Source organism: Ollibium composti (genome assembly GCF_004801285.1).
GTDB lineage: Bacteria > Pseudomonadota > Alphaproteobacteria > Rhizobiales > Rhizobiaceae > Mesorhizobium > Mesorhizobium composti.
This window is the reverse complement of record NZ_SSNY01000001.1, coordinates 341669-355951: the sequence shown is the minus strand read 5'-3', so window position 1 is coordinate 355951 and position 14283 is coordinate 341669. Positions and strand designations below refer to the sequence as shown.

Sequence of the window (14283 nt, the reverse complement as noted above, 5' to 3'; positions counted from 1 at the left end):
TCGGCACATGAAGGGCGGCATCGCCACGTTCTGGCGACACACGGGTGCACCGGCGAGGATCGGCCTGCTGGCGGCCTTGCTGTGCTGCTTCCTGGCGACTTTCGCCAGCGCCGAGGAAAAAAGCCTGAAGGGCGTCGCGCTCATCATCGGCGAATCGAAATACCAGCATGTCCCTGCCCTGCCCAACCCGGCCAACGACGCCCGTGACGTCGCCAAAATGCTCACCGATCTCGGTTTCGACGCCCGCAGCGTCAGCGACCGCGATGCATCCAAGCTGAAACGCGACCTCGAGCGTTTCATCGAGGACGCCGAGGACGCGGACGTCGCTTTCCTCTACTATTCCGGCCATGGGATCGAAGCCAGCGGCGAGAATTACCTCGTGCCGGTCGATGCCGATGTCGGCTCGCTCACCAATGCCGACGAGGCGCTGGTGCCGATTTCGGCCGTTCTGGACGAGCTGAAATCGACGGTTCCGGTGACAATCCTGCTGCTCGACGCCTGCCGCACCAATCCGTTTCCGCCGGATGCCAAGCTGCGCCGCAAGCCGACCGCCTCGGCCTCGCCGCTCAGCGCCGGCGGGCTGGAACCGGTGCGCGGCGCCAGGGCGCTCGCCTCCGCTCCCGATGCCGCCGACAATCTCGGCACGGTCATCGGCTTCGCCGCCGAGCCCGGCCAGCCGGCACTTGACGGAGCGGCAGGAGAAAACAGTCCCTATGCGGCGGCGATCCTGAGGCATCTGTCGGCCATGCAGGGCACGGAATTCGGCTCGGTCATGCGCATGGTGACCGAGGAGGTCTATCTCGACACCAAGGCCAGGCAGCGGCCATGGACCAACGAAAGCCTGCGCCGGCAGCTCTATTTCGGCGCCTCGGTGACTGAGCCGACCGGCGACGACGGTCTCATCACCGGCGAGCGCCGGCAACTGCTGCTCACCATCGCCGACCTGCCGGACCCGAAGCGCGCCCAGATCGAACTCGCCTCGGCCAAGGACGGCGTGCCCCTCGACGCGCTCTACGGCGTCCTCAGGGCCATGGGCACGGACAGGATTCCGGAAGATCCGGGCGAACTCGAAAAGGTCCTCGCCCAGCAGGCCGAACGCCTGAAGAAGATGTTCGCCGAGCGTGACGCGCTGCGCACCGACGATCCCGAGATCAAGCGACTGGTCGCCTCGGCCGACTCCGCCGTCCAGCAGGGCGCCATCGTTGCGGCCCGCACCTTCCTGGATCAGGCCGTCGCCCGCGTCGAGGAAAACAGCAGTGTCGTCGACGACGCCGAGGAGATGATCAGGCAGAAGCGCATTGCCGACGCGGCGATATACGCCAAGCGCGCCGACGCCTCCGCGCTCGTCTTCGACTACAAGGCCGCCGCCGGCGACTACGGCAAGGCCTTCGACCTTGTCGAGAAATGGGACGAGAAGCTGCGCTGGAACTACAAGAACCAGCAGGCGGAAGCGCTCAACGCCTACGGCACCGCCACCGGCGACGCCGAAGCCATGCAGCAGGCCATCGACGCCTACAAGGCGATCCTGAACTTCATTCCCAACGGCGAGGAGAATCGCGACTGGGCGATCACCCGCAACAACATGGCCGTCGTCATCGAGACGGTGGGCGAGCACGACAAGGACACCGCCCGCCTCAAGCAGGCCGCCGAGATTTTTCGCGCCTCCCTCGCCGTCTTCGAGCGCGAGAAGGACGACATCAACTGGGCGGCGTCGCAAAACAACATCGGCAACGTGCTGATGAAGGTCGGCGAGCGTGACAGCGACCCGGGTCAACTCCGGCAGGCGATCGACGCCTTCCATGCGGCGCTGGAGAAGCGGCCGCGCGACAAGGTGCCGCTCGACTGGGCATCGACCCAGAACAATCTCGGCATCGCCCTCTTCGGCCTTTCCGAGCGCGAGGCCACCCCCGAGCGCCTGAAGGAGGCGGAGGCCGCCTATCGGCAGGCGCTCGAGGTCTACACGCGCGAAAAAGAGCCCGTGCAGTGGGCGCTGGTGCAGAACAACCTCGGCAACACGCTGAACGCGCTCGGCGTCCAGGCCAACGACCCGGCCAGGTTCAAGGAAGCCGCGGACGTCTTCCGGGCCGCGCTCGAAGTCCGCACGCGCGAAACCTTCCCGCTGTCCTGGGCCGCCACGCAACTCAACCTCGGCAACGCGCTCTATCATTCCACCCGCTTCGACACCGATACCGGCACGCTGGAGGATGTGGTCACCGCCTATGACGCGGCGCTGACCGTCTACACCCGCGAAAAATTCCCGATGGAATGGGCCTCGGTGCGCAACAATTCCGGCTCCATTCACCAGGCGCTCGGCCAGCGCACCCGCGACACCGCCGAGTTCGAGAAGTCGGCGGCGGCCTTCCGCGACGCGGCGAGCGTCTATACGCGGCAGGATTTCCCGCTCGACTGGGCCATGACCAGCTACAATCTCGGCAACACGCTGCAACTGCTCGGCAATCTCAGCGAACAGCCGGCGCATCTCGAAGAGGCGATCGCCGCCTATCGCGATGCACTGGGCGAATACAAGCGCGAGACGGCGCCAAGACCCTGGGCGCTGGCGCAGTCGGGCCTCGGCGCGACCCTTCAGCAACTCGCCATGGCCAAGGGCGACATGCATACGCTGCATGATTCGATCGCGGCTCGTCGTTCCTCGCTGGAAGTACTGACGAAGGAGAGCGCGCCGACCGACTGGGCCTCGACCCAGAACGGCATCGGCATGAGCCTCATCAACCTCTCAAGCCTGGAACGAACGCCGAAATATCTCGATGAGGCCGAGGCAGCGTTCAAGGCATCGCTGGAGGTCTATACGCGAGAGACGGCCCCCATCCAGTGGGCCTTCGGCCTCAGCAACCTCGGTGACGTTTACTGGAACAAGGCCAGCTTCGGCGGCGGCGGCAAGCCGAGCTACCGGAAGGCGCTCGAGCTGTTCGACCAGGCCAGGCAGGGCTTTGCCGATTCCGGCTACACGCTGCCGATCCAGTTGATGGACAACAAGATCGAGCTGGTGAAGAAGCAACTGGCTCAGAAATAGCGGCGGCGGCGGCGGCAGGCGCCTTGCTTTCGCGCCTGCCTTGCCCTCCCTATATCCGTTCGGCCATGCCGGCTGAAGGGATTCTCATGCTGCGTATCGTCCTGATGTTGTTGCTGCTCGCGGCACCCGCGACCGCCTGTGCCACGGAAGCCGGCTGGGCTCTGCTGCGCGAAGGTGGCCGGGTGGTGCTGGTGCGCCACGCCTATGCCAACGGCAGCAGCGACCCGGCCAATGTCGATCCCGAAAACTGCGCCACCCAGCGCAACCTGTCGGAACGCGGCAAGCAGCAGGCGCGCAAGATCGGCTCGCTGTTCGCCGCCCGCGCAGCACCCGTCGAGACGGTGCTGACGAGCCGCTATTGCCGCTGCGGCGACACGGCGCGCATAGCCTTCGAGGTCGAGCCCGAACCGTTCGCCGCGCTCGATCCGCCAAGCGCGGACCCGCAGGAGAAGGCCGAACAGATGGCTGCCATTGCCGCGAAAGTACGCTCCTACACCGGCTCCGACACGATGGTCATGGTCACCCATCTGGAAGATATCCAGGCGCTCACCGGCGTGTCGCCGCGCGAGGGCGAGGCCGTCATCGTCACCCCCGACGGCGAGAACCTGCGCGTCCTCGGCCGCATCGTCTTTTAAGCAACGGTCGCCAGCCGGTTCGGCTGTCCCGACATTTCGGCCTTTTCCTGCCTCGAAAAACCGATTAGACAGCGCCCAACCGCACAAGTACGCATCAATCGAGGGAAAAACCTTGGCCACCACGTTCGAAAAAGTCGCCAAGATCATCGCCGACACCAGCGAGATCGACATCGACACCATCACGCCCGAGAGCCACACCATCGACGACCTGGGCATCGACAGCCTCGACTTCCTCGATATCGTCTTCGCCATCGACAAGGAATTCGGCATCAAGGTGCCGCTCGAGAAGTGGACGCAGGAAGTCAACGACGGCAAGGCTTCCACCGACGAATATTTCGTCATGAAGAACCTGTGCGCCAAGATCGACGGACTGGTCGCCGCCAAGAACGCCTGACTTCGCTCCCTTGACGCACGGCGCCGGCTAACCCACAAGACCGTCATGAGCCTTAACGACGTCGTCATCACCGGTATCGGCCTTGTTTCCTGCCTGGGCGAAGGCCCGGATGCGCATTGGCGCGCGCTGTCGGCGCCGGGCGCCGCGCCGGTGCTGGATGCGGAGCGCTTTGCGCCCTACACCGTCCACCCGCTGCCCGAGATCGACTGGAACCTGCAGATCGCCAAGCGCGGCGACCAGCGGCAGATGGAGACCTGGCAGCGGCTCGGCACCTATGCGGCCGGCCTCGCGCTGGACGATGCCGGCATCAAGGGCGACGAGGCTCTATGCGCCACCATGGACATGGTGGTGGCCGCCGGCGGCGGCGAGCGCGACGTCGCCGTGGATTCGGCCATCCTCGAAGCCTCGACGGGCCGGCCGGACTTCGACGTCCTGCTCAACGAGAAACTGACGACCGAGCTGCGCCCCACCCTGTTCCTCGCCCAGTTGTCCAATCTCCTGGCCGGCAACATCTCCATCGTCCATAAGGTCACCGGCTCCTCGCGCACCTTCATGGGTGAGGAAGGCGCCGGCGTCGCGGCAGTCGACATCGCGGCCGCCCGTATCCGCTCCGGCCAGTCCACGCACATGCTGGTCGGCGGTGCTTTCCAGACCGAGCACCCCGACATGCTGCTCGGCTACGAACTGGCAGGCTACCTGCATCGCGGCCCGTGGAAGCCGGTCTGGCAGCGCCAGGGCGCGGAAGGCGGCGGCGTCGTCTCCGGCTCCGGCGGCGCCTTCCTAGTGCTGGAGAGCCGCGAACATGCCGAAAAACGCGGCCACAAGGCCTACGCCGAACTCGGCCCGGTGGTTTCTGGCCGCGCGCGCCGCACACGCGGCGAACTTGCGTCTGCCATCGATACCCTGTTCGAGGCGGCGAAACTGCCCGACGGCAAATTGCTGACGCTTTCGGCCGCTTCCGGCGGCCATGCCGCCACCAGGGCCGAGAAAGCCGCGCTCGACGCACGGCCTGACCTCGCGGCGCGTGCTTTCGGCACGCTGACCGGCCACATGAAGGAAGCGCAGTTTCCCTTCGCCGTGGCGCTGGCGGCACTCGCCGTTTCCAACGGCGCGCCCTATCCGCCGTTCGATCCCGCCAACGAGACGGCAATGGACGAAAAACCGCGCGAGGCTCTGGCAACGGCGATCGGCTATCACCAATTCGAGGGCATGGCGCTCGTCCGCGCTGCCTGAACAGGAACGGAACAATGGCGAAGCTGAAGGATCATCTGGGCAGGCCGGTGGTCGCCGTCACCGGCATCGGTGTCGTCACCTCGCTGGGCATCGGCAAGGCCGACAACTGGGCAGCGCTGACCGCCGGCAAGTCCGGCATCCATCCCATCACCCGCTTTCCGGTCGACCAGCTGAACACCCGCATTTCCGGCATGGTGGATTTCCTGCCCTCCAGCACCAAGGGTGCCTCCGCCCTCACCTACGAGCTGGCCGAGACGGCCGGTCGCGAGGCGCTGGATGAATCCGGGCTGGACGCGGAGAATTTCGGCGGGCCGCTGTTCCTCGCCTCGCCGCCGGTCGAACTCGACTGGCACGACCGCCTCGCCCTCTACAAGAGCGGCGACAACCTCGACGCCGCCGAGCGCGTGCTGGAAGCGGCCCGCACGCTGAACTCCTGCGATATGTTCGACAGCGCGCAGTTCGGCTTCATCGCCGACCGGCTAGCCGACACCTTCGGCGCCACCGGCCTGCCGATCACGCTTTCGACCGCTTGCGCTTCCGGCGCCACCGCCATCCAGCTCGGTGTGGAAGCCATCCGTCGCGGCGAATGCGACCGCGCGCTCGCCATCGGTGCCGACGGCTCGGCCACCGCCGAGGCGCTGATCCGCTTCTCGCTGCTGTCGGCGCTCTCGACCAGCAACGACGCGCCGGAAAAAGCCTCGAAACCGTTCTCCAAGGATCGCGACGGTTTTGTGCTGGCCGAAGGCTCGGCTGCCCTCGTCCTCGAATCGCTGGAAGCAGCCCTTGCGCGCGGCGCCACGGTGCTGGGCATCCTGCGCGGCTGCGGCGAGAAGGCCGACGACTTCCACCGCACCCGCTCCAAGCCGGACGCTTCGCCCGCCATCGCCGCGGTCAAGGCCGCCCTTGCCGACGCCGGGCTCGGCGAAGACGAGATCGACTACATAAATGCGCACGGCACCTCGACGCCGGAAAACGACAAGATGGAGCACCTGTCGCTGTCCACCGTGTTCGGCGAGCGCATCGGCCGCATTCCCGTCTCGTCCAACAAGTCGATGATCGGCCACACCCTGTCGGCCGCCGGCGCCATCGAGGCCGCCTTCTCGCTGATGACCATGCGCGAGGGCGTCATTCCGCCGACCATCAACTACGACAATGCCGATCCGGCGATCCCGCTCGACGTCGTGCCGAACGTCAAGCGCGAGGCCAAGGTCGGCACGGTCCTGTCCAACTCCTTCGGCTTCGGCGGCCAGAACACCTGCCTTGTCATGGCGCGGGAACCGGTCTAAGCGACGCCTGCGATTGTTATGATTTGAGTGCGTCCTTCGAGGCTCGCTCCGCTCGCACCTCAGGATGAGGGAGGTTGGTGCCTCCGTTCCTGAGAAGAGGCGACACAAACGGTCCTCATCCTGAGGTGCGAGCGGAGCGAGCCTCGAAGGACGCACCATTCAATTCGACCCGACGAGATCCCATGCGCGCATTGCAACTCATCGAAGACCGCCGGCTCGAAACGGTGGACCTGCCCCCGCCTCCCGCGCCCGGCCAGGGCGAGGTGACGCTGCGCATCAAGGCCGTGGCGCTCAACCACATCGATGTCTGGGGCTGGCGCGGCATGGCCTTCGCCAAGCGCAAGCTGCCGCTGGTGGTGGGCGCCGAAGCCTCCGGCGAGGTCGAGACGGTCGGCCCCGGCGTGTCGAACCTGCTGCCCGGCCAGCTCGTCTCCATCTACGGCGCACGCACCTGCGGGCTTTGCCGCGCCTGCCGCGAAGGCCGCGACAATCTGTGCGAGCACGTCTCGGGCGTGCACGGCTTCCACCTCGACGGCTTCGCGCAGGAAAAGATCAACCTGCCGGCGCGCCTCCTGGTGCCGGCTCCGCCCGGCGTCGACGCCATAGGGGCTGCCGTCGCGCCCGTCACCTTCGGCACGGTCGAGCACATGCTGTTCGACAACGCCAAGCTGGAGCCCGGCGAGACGATCCTCGTCCATGCCGGCGGCTCGGGCATCGGCTCTGCCGCCATCCAGCTGGCGAAGAAGATGGGCTGCACCGTCATCACCACCGTCGGCTCCGACGCCAAGATCGAGAAGGCCAAGGTGCTGGGCGCCGACCACGTCATCAACTACCGCGAGGACCGCTTCGAGGGCGTCGTGCGCAAGCTGACGAAGAAGAAGGGCGTCGACGTGGTGTTCGAGCATGTCGGCAAGGACACGTGGGCCGGTTCCATGTTCAGCCTCAAGCGCGGCGGCCGGCTGGTCACCTGCGGCTCCACCTCGGGCGTTTCGACGGACGTGAACTTGATGATGCTTTTCCAGCAGCAGTTGAAGCTGCTCGGCTCCTTCGGCTGCCGCATGGAGAACATGGCGAACTCCATGCAGAAGATGGCAGCCGGGTTGGTCCATCCCGTGATCGACACCGAAGTCGGCTTCGACGGCATCGACACGGCGCTCAAGCGCATGGAAGGCCGCGACGTGTTCGGCAAGATCATCCTGCGGATCGATTGAGGCGCCGGGCTTGGCGATCCGCAAAACCAGCGGTCTGCGCTTCAGCCTGGCGCTCAAGCTGCGCAAGCTGAACTACTGGCTGATCGCCCGCGTGGCGATGGCGGCGATGGCGGTGTTGCGTCTCCTGCCGATGGACAGCGCCCTGAACTTCATCGACCGCGCCGCGCGCCGCGTCGGCCCGTTGGTCGGCCGCAACCGCGTCGCGCTCGACAATCTGCGCAAGGCCTACCCGGACAAGGGCGAAGACGACATCCGCGCCATCGCCTCGGACATGTGGGGCAACATGGCCCGGCTTGCCGCCGAATACATCTTCCTCGACAGGATCTTCGACTTCGATCCGGCCAATCCTGGCCACGGCCGCATCGAGGTGCCGCCCGACAGCGTCGCCCGCTTCGAGCGCATCGCCGGTGAAGATCGGCCGCATATCCTGTTCACCGCCCATCTCGGCAATTTCGAGCTGCTGCCGGTGGCTGCGGCCGCCTTCGGCATGAAGGTGACGGCGCTGTTCCGGCCGCCGAACAATCCCTACCTCGCCGACTACATCCTTTCCACGCGCCGCTCCAACATGGGCGACCTGCAAGCCTCCTCCACCGGCGCTTCCTTCGCGCTGGCTTCAGTGCTGGAAAGCGGCGGCAATGTCGGCGTGCTGGTCGACCAGAAGTTCACGCGCGGCGTCGAGACGACGTTCTTCGGCCGCACCTGCCAGAGCAACCCGGTGCTCGGCATGCTCGCCCGCCAGTTCGATTGCGACGTCTATCCGGCCCGCTGCATCCGCCTGCCCGGCAACCGCTACCGGCTGGAGATCGAGGAGCCGCTGGTGCTGCCGCGCGACCGCAAGGGCGCGGTCGATGTCGCCGCTGTCACGCAGATCCTTGCCGACGTGACGGAGCGCTGGGTGCGCGAGGACCCCGGCCAGTGGATGTGGTTCCACAAGCGTTGGCGCATCACCGGCCCGAGCCGCACCATGCGCAAGGCCGTCTGACCGGAGCATTTCCAGCAAAAGTGTGAAGCGGTTTTGCGTTCGGAAATGCGGCTGAACATTGAGTTCAGCCGCCGTAGTAGTTCATCACCGCATGGCGCGCTTCAGCGAAGAACAGCCAGCGCTCGGCCAGAATACCGATGACATGGCTCGCCAGCGCCAGGCCGGCGACGAGCGCTGCACCGGGACCAGCCTGCGCGCCCGCCGCCAGCAACAGCGCAAACAGCACGAACGGCACCACGCCGCCGAGCGCCATGGCGATGATCCACAGCTTCGCCGCGTGCTTGCGCGCGATGCGAAAACCCATCTCGCGCGTCAGGTAGTTTTCCGTCATGTGCGGCCGCTCGAACAGCCGCACATGGCCAATGGCGCCGAGGCCGGTGGCGCTTTCCGGCGTGGAGAGCGGTGCCGTCGCCTGGAGGTGCTGCCGCCATGCCCGTTTCACCACCCACGCGCCAACAAGCGCCACAATAGCGACGAGCGGCAGCCATAGCGCATTCCCACCGCCGCAGAAGGCGAAGAAACTCGCCGCGACGGCACCCCCGCCCAGCGAAAACAGCAGGTAGCAAGCCGGCGTCAGCCTTGTGTGCCACGCATCGACCGATTTCAGCGAGGCATAGATCATCGCCGTGCAGAACACAGTGCAAAGGCTGAGCACCGCACCGACCAGCCCCGGCACCACGGCCTGCCGCCCCTCGATCACGCAGGCCCATGCCGTCATAAGCAGCGGCACGAAGGTGACGACAGCCATCACCCCTTCTCGCGACAGCCAACTCGACCGCCATTGCGAAAAGGCCCGCCAGGCACGTTGTGGATTGCCGAGATGCAGCGTCGAGGACAACAACCCGCCACCGATCGCTGCCAGTGCCGCAATCCATGCGATCTTGGTGGCGACGGCCGCCGGATCGAGCAGGCCGAGGCCGAGCATAACCGCCAGCCCGTAGCCGAGGCCGGACAGCGTGGTGAAGGCGATGATGGAAAGGGCCGGATGCATGGGTCAGATTCGATCCAGCATCCGGTCCAGCCAGGCGAACAGGCCGGTTGCGCCGTCTGTATCCTCGCGCGGCATGGCATTGGCGCTGGCCGCAAGCGGCTTTCTGGCGCGCGGCGGCAGGTATTTGTTGACCGGCCGCGTACCCTGCTCCGGCATCAGGTCGATGCCGCCGCGCTCGGCCACCATGACCGAGACGGCAGATTGCGGATCGGCAAGATCGCCGAAATGGCGGGCGTTTGCCGGGCAGGTGCGCACGCAGGCCGGCTGGCGGTCAGCTTCCTCGAAGGTCTCATTGTAGATGCGGTCGATGCAGAGCGTGCATTTCTTCATCACACCGGCGGCCAGATCCATCTCGCGCGCGCCGTAGGGACAGGCCCAGGCGCACAGGCCGCAGCCGATGCACATGTCCTCGTCGACCAGCACAATGCCGTCGTCCGCGCGCTTGTAGGAAGCGCCGGTCGGGCAGACGGTGACGCAGGGCGCATCCTCGCAATGCAGGCAGGATTTCGGGAAATGCACGATGCGCGCCTCGCCCGCCTCGCCGACCACCTCGCCGCCGTCCGGCACCACCTCGAAGGAATGCACGCGATTGAGCCAGGCACCGGACGCCTCCGCACCATAGGGATCCTGATCCGACAGCGCGGAGCCGTAGCCGCCGGTATTCCATTCCTTGCAGTTGACCACGCAGGCATGGCAGCCGACGCACACGTCCAGGTCGATGACGAGGCCAAGCTTCTTCGGCGTGGGAAGGGATGGAAGGGAAGTCATGGCGCGGCCTGCCTTTGATGGCGTATACCCCCACCCCTAACCCCTTCCCTCAAGGGGGAGGGGGACTTGGATTTCGGCAACTCTGCCGGTGGGGCGAGCCGGGATGTGGCGTGCGGCAGCTTCCCCTCCCCCTTGAGGGGAGGGGTTAGGGGTGGGGGTACAACGCCTACGCCCCTCATCTCGCCCACTCCTGCCCGTAGCGCAGTTCCATCGGGTGCGGCTCCGGTTCCGGCTGCACGAGGGGCGAAAATTGCGGCTCGCTGACCGCCTCGCCCGCCCCGGCCTTTTCGATCCGCACCCTGAGGTCGTACCACGCCGCCTGCCCGGTCACCGGATCGGAGTTCGACCAGCGCATGCCGTCTTCGCGTGGCGGCAGAAGCTCGGCGATCAGGTGATTCATCAGGAAGCCTTTTTTCGCTTCCGGCGCGTCCTTGTCGAGCGCCCACGCGCCTGCCCGCTTGCCGACGGCGTTCCACGTCCACAGCGTCGAGGTATTGACCGCTTCCATGCGCGCCACCTCGACCTTGATGCGGCCGTGGTGCGAGATCACCCACGCCCAGTCGCCATCCTTCAGACCGAGTTCGTCGCAGATCGGCCCCGGCACATAGAGCGGATTCTTCGTGTGGATTTGCCTGAGCCAGGCATTCATCGAACCCCACGAATGGTACATCGCCATCGGCCGCTGGGTGATGGCGTGATGGGGATAGTCCGAACGATCCACCAGCGCCTCGCCAAACGGCCGATACCAGTCGGGCAGCGGATCGAATGCTTCCAGGATACGCTGCCGATGCGTATCGGGCGCCACCGGATCGCGCAGTCCTTGCGCCGACAGGCGGAATTTCTGTAGCACTTCCTGATAGAGCTGGAACGTCACCGGCTGCGGCATATCGAAGAACCCCATGCGCACGGCGAAGTCCTGGTAGGCCTGGTTGGCATGCTTGAAGAACTGCGCCTCCAGCGGGATATGCGCAGAAAAGAAGGAGCCGTTGTCGATATAGCGCTGCAATTGCTCGGCATTGGCCGCGCCCCGCCCTGCCCGGTCGCCTTGCGAGCCGCGGAAACCGGCCAGCGGCCCGATGCCCGGCCTACGCTCATGGCGAACGAGGTAGTCGGCGTAGTCCTTGTAGAGCGGCTCGCCCATGCCGTCGGCAAAGCCCGGCAGCTTGAGCCGTCCGCCGAGGTCGATGAGCACGCTCTGGAAGGCGCGCACGTCGCGGTCCGGCTCCAGAACCGGCCAGCGGATGGCGTCCTGAACCGCGTCCGGCTCAGTGATCGGCCGGTCGAGCAGCGAAATGCAGTCGTAGCGCTCCAGATAGGTCGTGTCCGGCAGCACGAGATCGGCATAGGCGACCATCTCGGAGGCATAGGCGTCCGAGTAGATGATCTTCGGGATGCGGTATTCGCCGGTGGCCGGGTCCTTGTCCTCCAGCATTTTGATCGTGCCGGCGGTGTTCATGGACGAATTCCACGCCATGTTGGCCATGTACATGAACAGCACGTCGATGGGGTACGGATCGCCGGCATGGGCGTTGGCGATCACCATGTGCATCATGCCGTGAGCGGCGATCGGCGCATCCCACGAGAACGCCTTGTCGATGCGTGCCGGTTGCCCGGCTTCGCCCACCAACAGGTCCTCCGGCCCGCGCGGGAAGCCGAGATGGGGCCCGGCCAGCGGCTTGTCGGAACCGAAATGCTCGGCGCGGCCATGCGGCGTCGGGTGCGCCGTCAGCGGCTTCGGATAGGGCGGTTCGAAACGGAAACCGCCGGGGCAGTCGATGGCGCCGATCAGCACCTGCAGCATGTGCAGCGCGCGCGTCGTCTGGAAACCGTTGGAATGGGCCGACAGGCCGCGCATGGCATGGAAGGAGACGGGCCGCCCGACATAGCCTTGGTGGCGCTGACCGTTCACGTCTGTCCAAGGCTGGTCGACGAAAATTTCTTCCTCGAAGGCGACGCGGGCGATCTCTGCGGCCAGCCCCCGGATCGTCTCCGCCGCCACGCCGCTCTCGACGGCGACAGCCTCAGGCGCATATTTCGGGTCGAGATATTTTTCGGCCAGCAACTGAAAGGACGGCACGGCGAAGCGCCCGTCCGGCAGCTCGAACCGACCCGAAAGTGCTGCCCGAGCGCCCCTGGTTCCGGTCGGCACGGCGCGTTCCGTCACCGTTTCCCACACCAGTGGCCTGCCCTCGCCATCGCGGGCGAACAGGCCGTGCTCGGGCGTGCCCGGCGCGTCAATCACCAGCCACGGCGCATTGGAGTAGCGCACCAGGTAGTCGACGTCGATTTTCCGTGCCTTCAGAAGTTCATGCACCACCGACAGGATCAGCAGTCCGTCCGTGCCCGGTCGAATGCCGATCCAGTTGTCGGCCACCGCCGAATAGCCGGTGCGGATCGGATTGACCGAGACGAAGCGCGCGCCGCGCTGCTTCAGTTTGGAAATGCCGATCTTGATGGGGTTGGAATCGTGGTCTTCGGCCACGCCGAACATGACGAACAGCTTTGTCCGGTCCCAGTCGGGCGCACCGAATTCCCAGAAGGCGCCGCCGATGGTCATGATGCCGGCGGCCGCCATGTTGACCGAGCAGAAGCCGCCATGCGCGGCATAGTTCGGCGTGCCGTATTGCTGCGCCCAGAATCCGGTCAGCGACTGCGACTGGTCGCGCCCGGTGAAGAAGGCAAGCTTCTTCGGGTCGCGGTGGCGCACTTCGCCAAGCCATTCGGTGGCGATGCCGAGCGCCTCATCCCACGAGATTTCCTGAAATTCGCCCGACCCGCGCGGCCCGACCCGCTTCAGCGGCGCCCGCAGCCTCGCCGGCGCGTAATGCTGCATGATGCCGGCCGAGCCCTTGGCGCACAGCACGCCCTTGTTGACCGGATGGTCGCGGTTGCCCTCGATGTAGCGGATCTTGCCGTCCTTGATGTGGACATTGATGCCGCATCGGCAGGCGCACATGTAGCATGTGGTCTTGCACACCTCGTCGCCGACCGGTTCGGATAGCGCAACGCGCTCGCGTGGACTCAAAGCTCGACCTCCCTTGTCGGGAGTCCTAGCGGGGCGTGAGCGGAAAGGAAATGCGCCTATGCGGCGTCACGCGGCGATTTTCTTCTCCGCGTGAGCCGTACGGCGAAACAGCCGTTCTGTACAAAAAGGCGTCGAGACAAACTTGCGCAGTCAGTTCGTCACGACGATGCGCGTGTTGCCCATGCCGGCCTGCTTCACCAGCGCATAGAAGGTCGCCGCATTCGCCGTATGCAGGCGCACGCAGCCATGCGAGGCCGGCCGGCCGAGCGACTTCACCGCGCCGGTGCCGTGGATGGCGTAGCCGCCGTGGTAGAAGACCGAATACGGCATCGGCGACATCTCGTATTTGCGCGAATACCACATGCGATGCAGCCGCTGCGGCCGATAGGTGCCGCGCGGCGTGACGTAGCCCCTGCGCGCCGTGGAAACCTTCCAGCGGTAGAGGACGTGGCCGTTCTGGCTCACCGTCATGGTCTGCGTACCAACATTAACCTTGGCGACGAGGCTCGCCGCTTTTGCCCCGACCGAGCCGCACAAAAGTATCGCCGCGGCAGCGGCGGCTGCAAGAACAGTCATCCTCATTGGTCCAAACCCCTGTTGTTGCCCGTTATTGCCCCTTGCCTTGTCATTCTCACGGTATTTTTCACCTTTTTGAAGACAGGTGAGCGATCGTAGCGCAGACTTCTTGCCCAATTGGCCAACCCGGAAGAGAAAATTTGAACTTTTT

Annotated in this window: 11 protein-coding genes; 7 read left to right on the top strand and 4 right to left on the bottom strand. The window is 65.8% G+C overall.

Annotated features, from left to right (window positions below; translation table 11 throughout):
• Window positions 1–7: 7 nt before the first annotated feature.
• The 7 genes from E6C48_RS01670 to E6C48_RS01640 all read left to right on the top strand — a co-directional run bounded on the left by E6C48_RS01670 (window position 8) and on the right by E6C48_RS01640 (window position 8772).
• Entirely contained in the window at window positions 8–3031 is a 3024-nt protein-coding gene (locus E6C48_RS01670; RefSeq protein ID WP_136353307.1) for a caspase family protein, read from the top strand.
• A gap of 86 nt (window positions 3032–3117) precedes the next feature.
• Window positions 3118–3666 carry a histidine phosphatase family protein gene (locus E6C48_RS01665; RefSeq protein WP_136353305.1) on the top strand — a complete coding sequence of 183 codons (549 nt, stop codon included), beginning with the start codon at window positions 3118–3120 and terminating at the stop codon, window positions 3664–3666.
• 112 nt (window positions 3667–3778) lie between these two features.
• Window positions 3779–4060, top strand: a complete 282-nt coding sequence (locus E6C48_RS01660; RefSeq protein ID WP_136353303.1) for an acyl carrier protein — start codon at window positions 3779–3781, stop codon at window positions 4058–4060.
• 45 nt (window positions 4061–4105) lie between these two features.
• The gene (locus E6C48_RS01655; RefSeq protein ID WP_136353301.1) at window positions 4106–5293 is read left to right on the top strand and encodes a beta-ketoacyl-ACP synthase; all 1188 of its coding nucleotides are present in this window, start codon (window positions 4106–4108) and stop codon (window positions 5291–5293) included.
• A 14-nt stretch (window positions 5294–5307) separates the two neighbouring features.
• Window positions 5308–6579: a beta-ketoacyl-ACP synthase gene (locus tag E6C48_RS01650; protein ID WP_136353299.1), complete on the top strand. Its 1272-nt coding sequence runs from the start codon at window positions 5308–5310 to the stop codon at window positions 6577–6579.
• A 182-nt stretch (window positions 6580–6761) separates the two neighbouring features.
• Window positions 6762–7790 (top strand): zinc-binding dehydrogenase, encoded by a 1029-nt coding sequence (locus E6C48_RS01645; RefSeq protein WP_136353297.1) that lies wholly within the window; start codon window positions 6762–6764, stop codon window positions 7788–7790.
• Window positions 7791–7800: 10 nt separating this feature from the next.
• A complete protein-coding gene (locus E6C48_RS01640; RefSeq protein WP_136353295.1) occupies window positions 7801–8772 on the top strand; it encodes a lipid A biosynthesis lauroyl acyltransferase in 972 nt (323 codons plus the stop codon).
• Between the two features lie 64 nt (window positions 8773–8836).
• Here E6C48_RS01640 and E6C48_RS01635 read toward each other — a convergent pair whose 3' ends face one another.
• The 4 genes from E6C48_RS01635 to E6C48_RS01620 form a co-directional block, all read right to left on the bottom strand.
• Complete coding sequence (locus E6C48_RS01635; protein WP_136353293.1) at window positions 8837–9763, bottom strand: dimethyl sulfoxide reductase anchor subunit family protein; 927 nt, start codon at window positions 9761–9763, stop codon at window positions 8837–8839.
• Window positions 9764–9766: 3 nt separating this feature from the next.
• Window positions 9767–10531: a 4Fe-4S dicluster domain-containing protein gene (locus E6C48_RS01630; protein ID WP_136353291.1), complete on the bottom strand. Its 765-nt coding sequence runs from the start codon at window positions 10529–10531 to the stop codon at window positions 9767–9769.
• Window positions 10532–10706: 175 nt separating this feature from the next.
• Window positions 10707–13487, bottom strand: coding sequence for a molybdopterin oxidoreductase family protein (locus E6C48_RS01625; protein ID WP_407940940.1), 2781 nt, complete (start codon window positions 13485–13487; stop codon window positions 10707–10709).
• A 219-nt stretch (window positions 13488–13706) separates the two neighbouring features.
• Window positions 13707–14138 carry a L,D-transpeptidase gene (locus tag E6C48_RS01620; RefSeq protein ID WP_136353287.1) on the bottom strand — a complete coding sequence of 144 codons (432 nt, stop codon included), beginning with the start codon at window positions 14136–14138 and terminating at the stop codon, window positions 13707–13709.
• Window positions 14139–14283: the final 145 nt, after the last annotated feature.

What these genes read in the sequence shown, in the direction of transcription:
- E6C48_RS01655 (WP_136353301.1), top strand. Translation starts at nt 4,106, where the DNA reads ATGAGCCTTAACGACGTCGTCATCACCGGTATCGGCCTTGTTTCCTGC.
- E6C48_RS01630 (WP_136353291.1), bottom strand. Translation starts at nt 10,531, where the DNA reads ATGACTTCCCTTCCATCCCTTCCCACGCCGAAGAAGCTTGGCCTCGTC.
- E6C48_RS01650 (WP_136353299.1), top strand. Translation starts at nt 5,308, where the DNA reads ATGGCGAAGCTGAAGGATCATCTGGGCAGGCCGGTGGTCGCCGTCACC.
- E6C48_RS01620 (WP_136353287.1), bottom strand. Translation starts at nt 14,138, where the DNA reads ATGAGGATGACTGTTCTTGCAGCCGCCGCTGCCGCGGCGATACTTTTG.
- E6C48_RS01645 (WP_136353297.1), top strand. Translation starts at nt 6,762, where the DNA reads ATGCGCGCATTGCAACTCATCGAAGACCGCCGGCTCGAAACGGTGGAC.
- E6C48_RS01665 (WP_136353305.1), top strand. Translation starts at nt 3,118, where the DNA reads ATGCTGCGTATCGTCCTGATGTTGTTGCTGCTCGCGGCACCCGCGACC.
- E6C48_RS01635 (WP_136353293.1), bottom strand. Translation starts at nt 9,763, where the DNA reads ATGCATCCGGCCCTTTCCATCATCGCCTTCACCACGCTGTCCGGCCTC.
- E6C48_RS01670 (WP_136353307.1), top strand. Translation starts at nt 8, where the DNA reads ATGAAGGGCGGCATCGCCACGTTCTGGCGACACACGGGTGCACCGGCG.
- E6C48_RS01625 (WP_407940940.1), bottom strand. Translation starts at nt 13,487, where the DNA reads ATGTGCGCCTGCCGATGCGGCATCAATGTCCACATCAAGGACGGCAAG.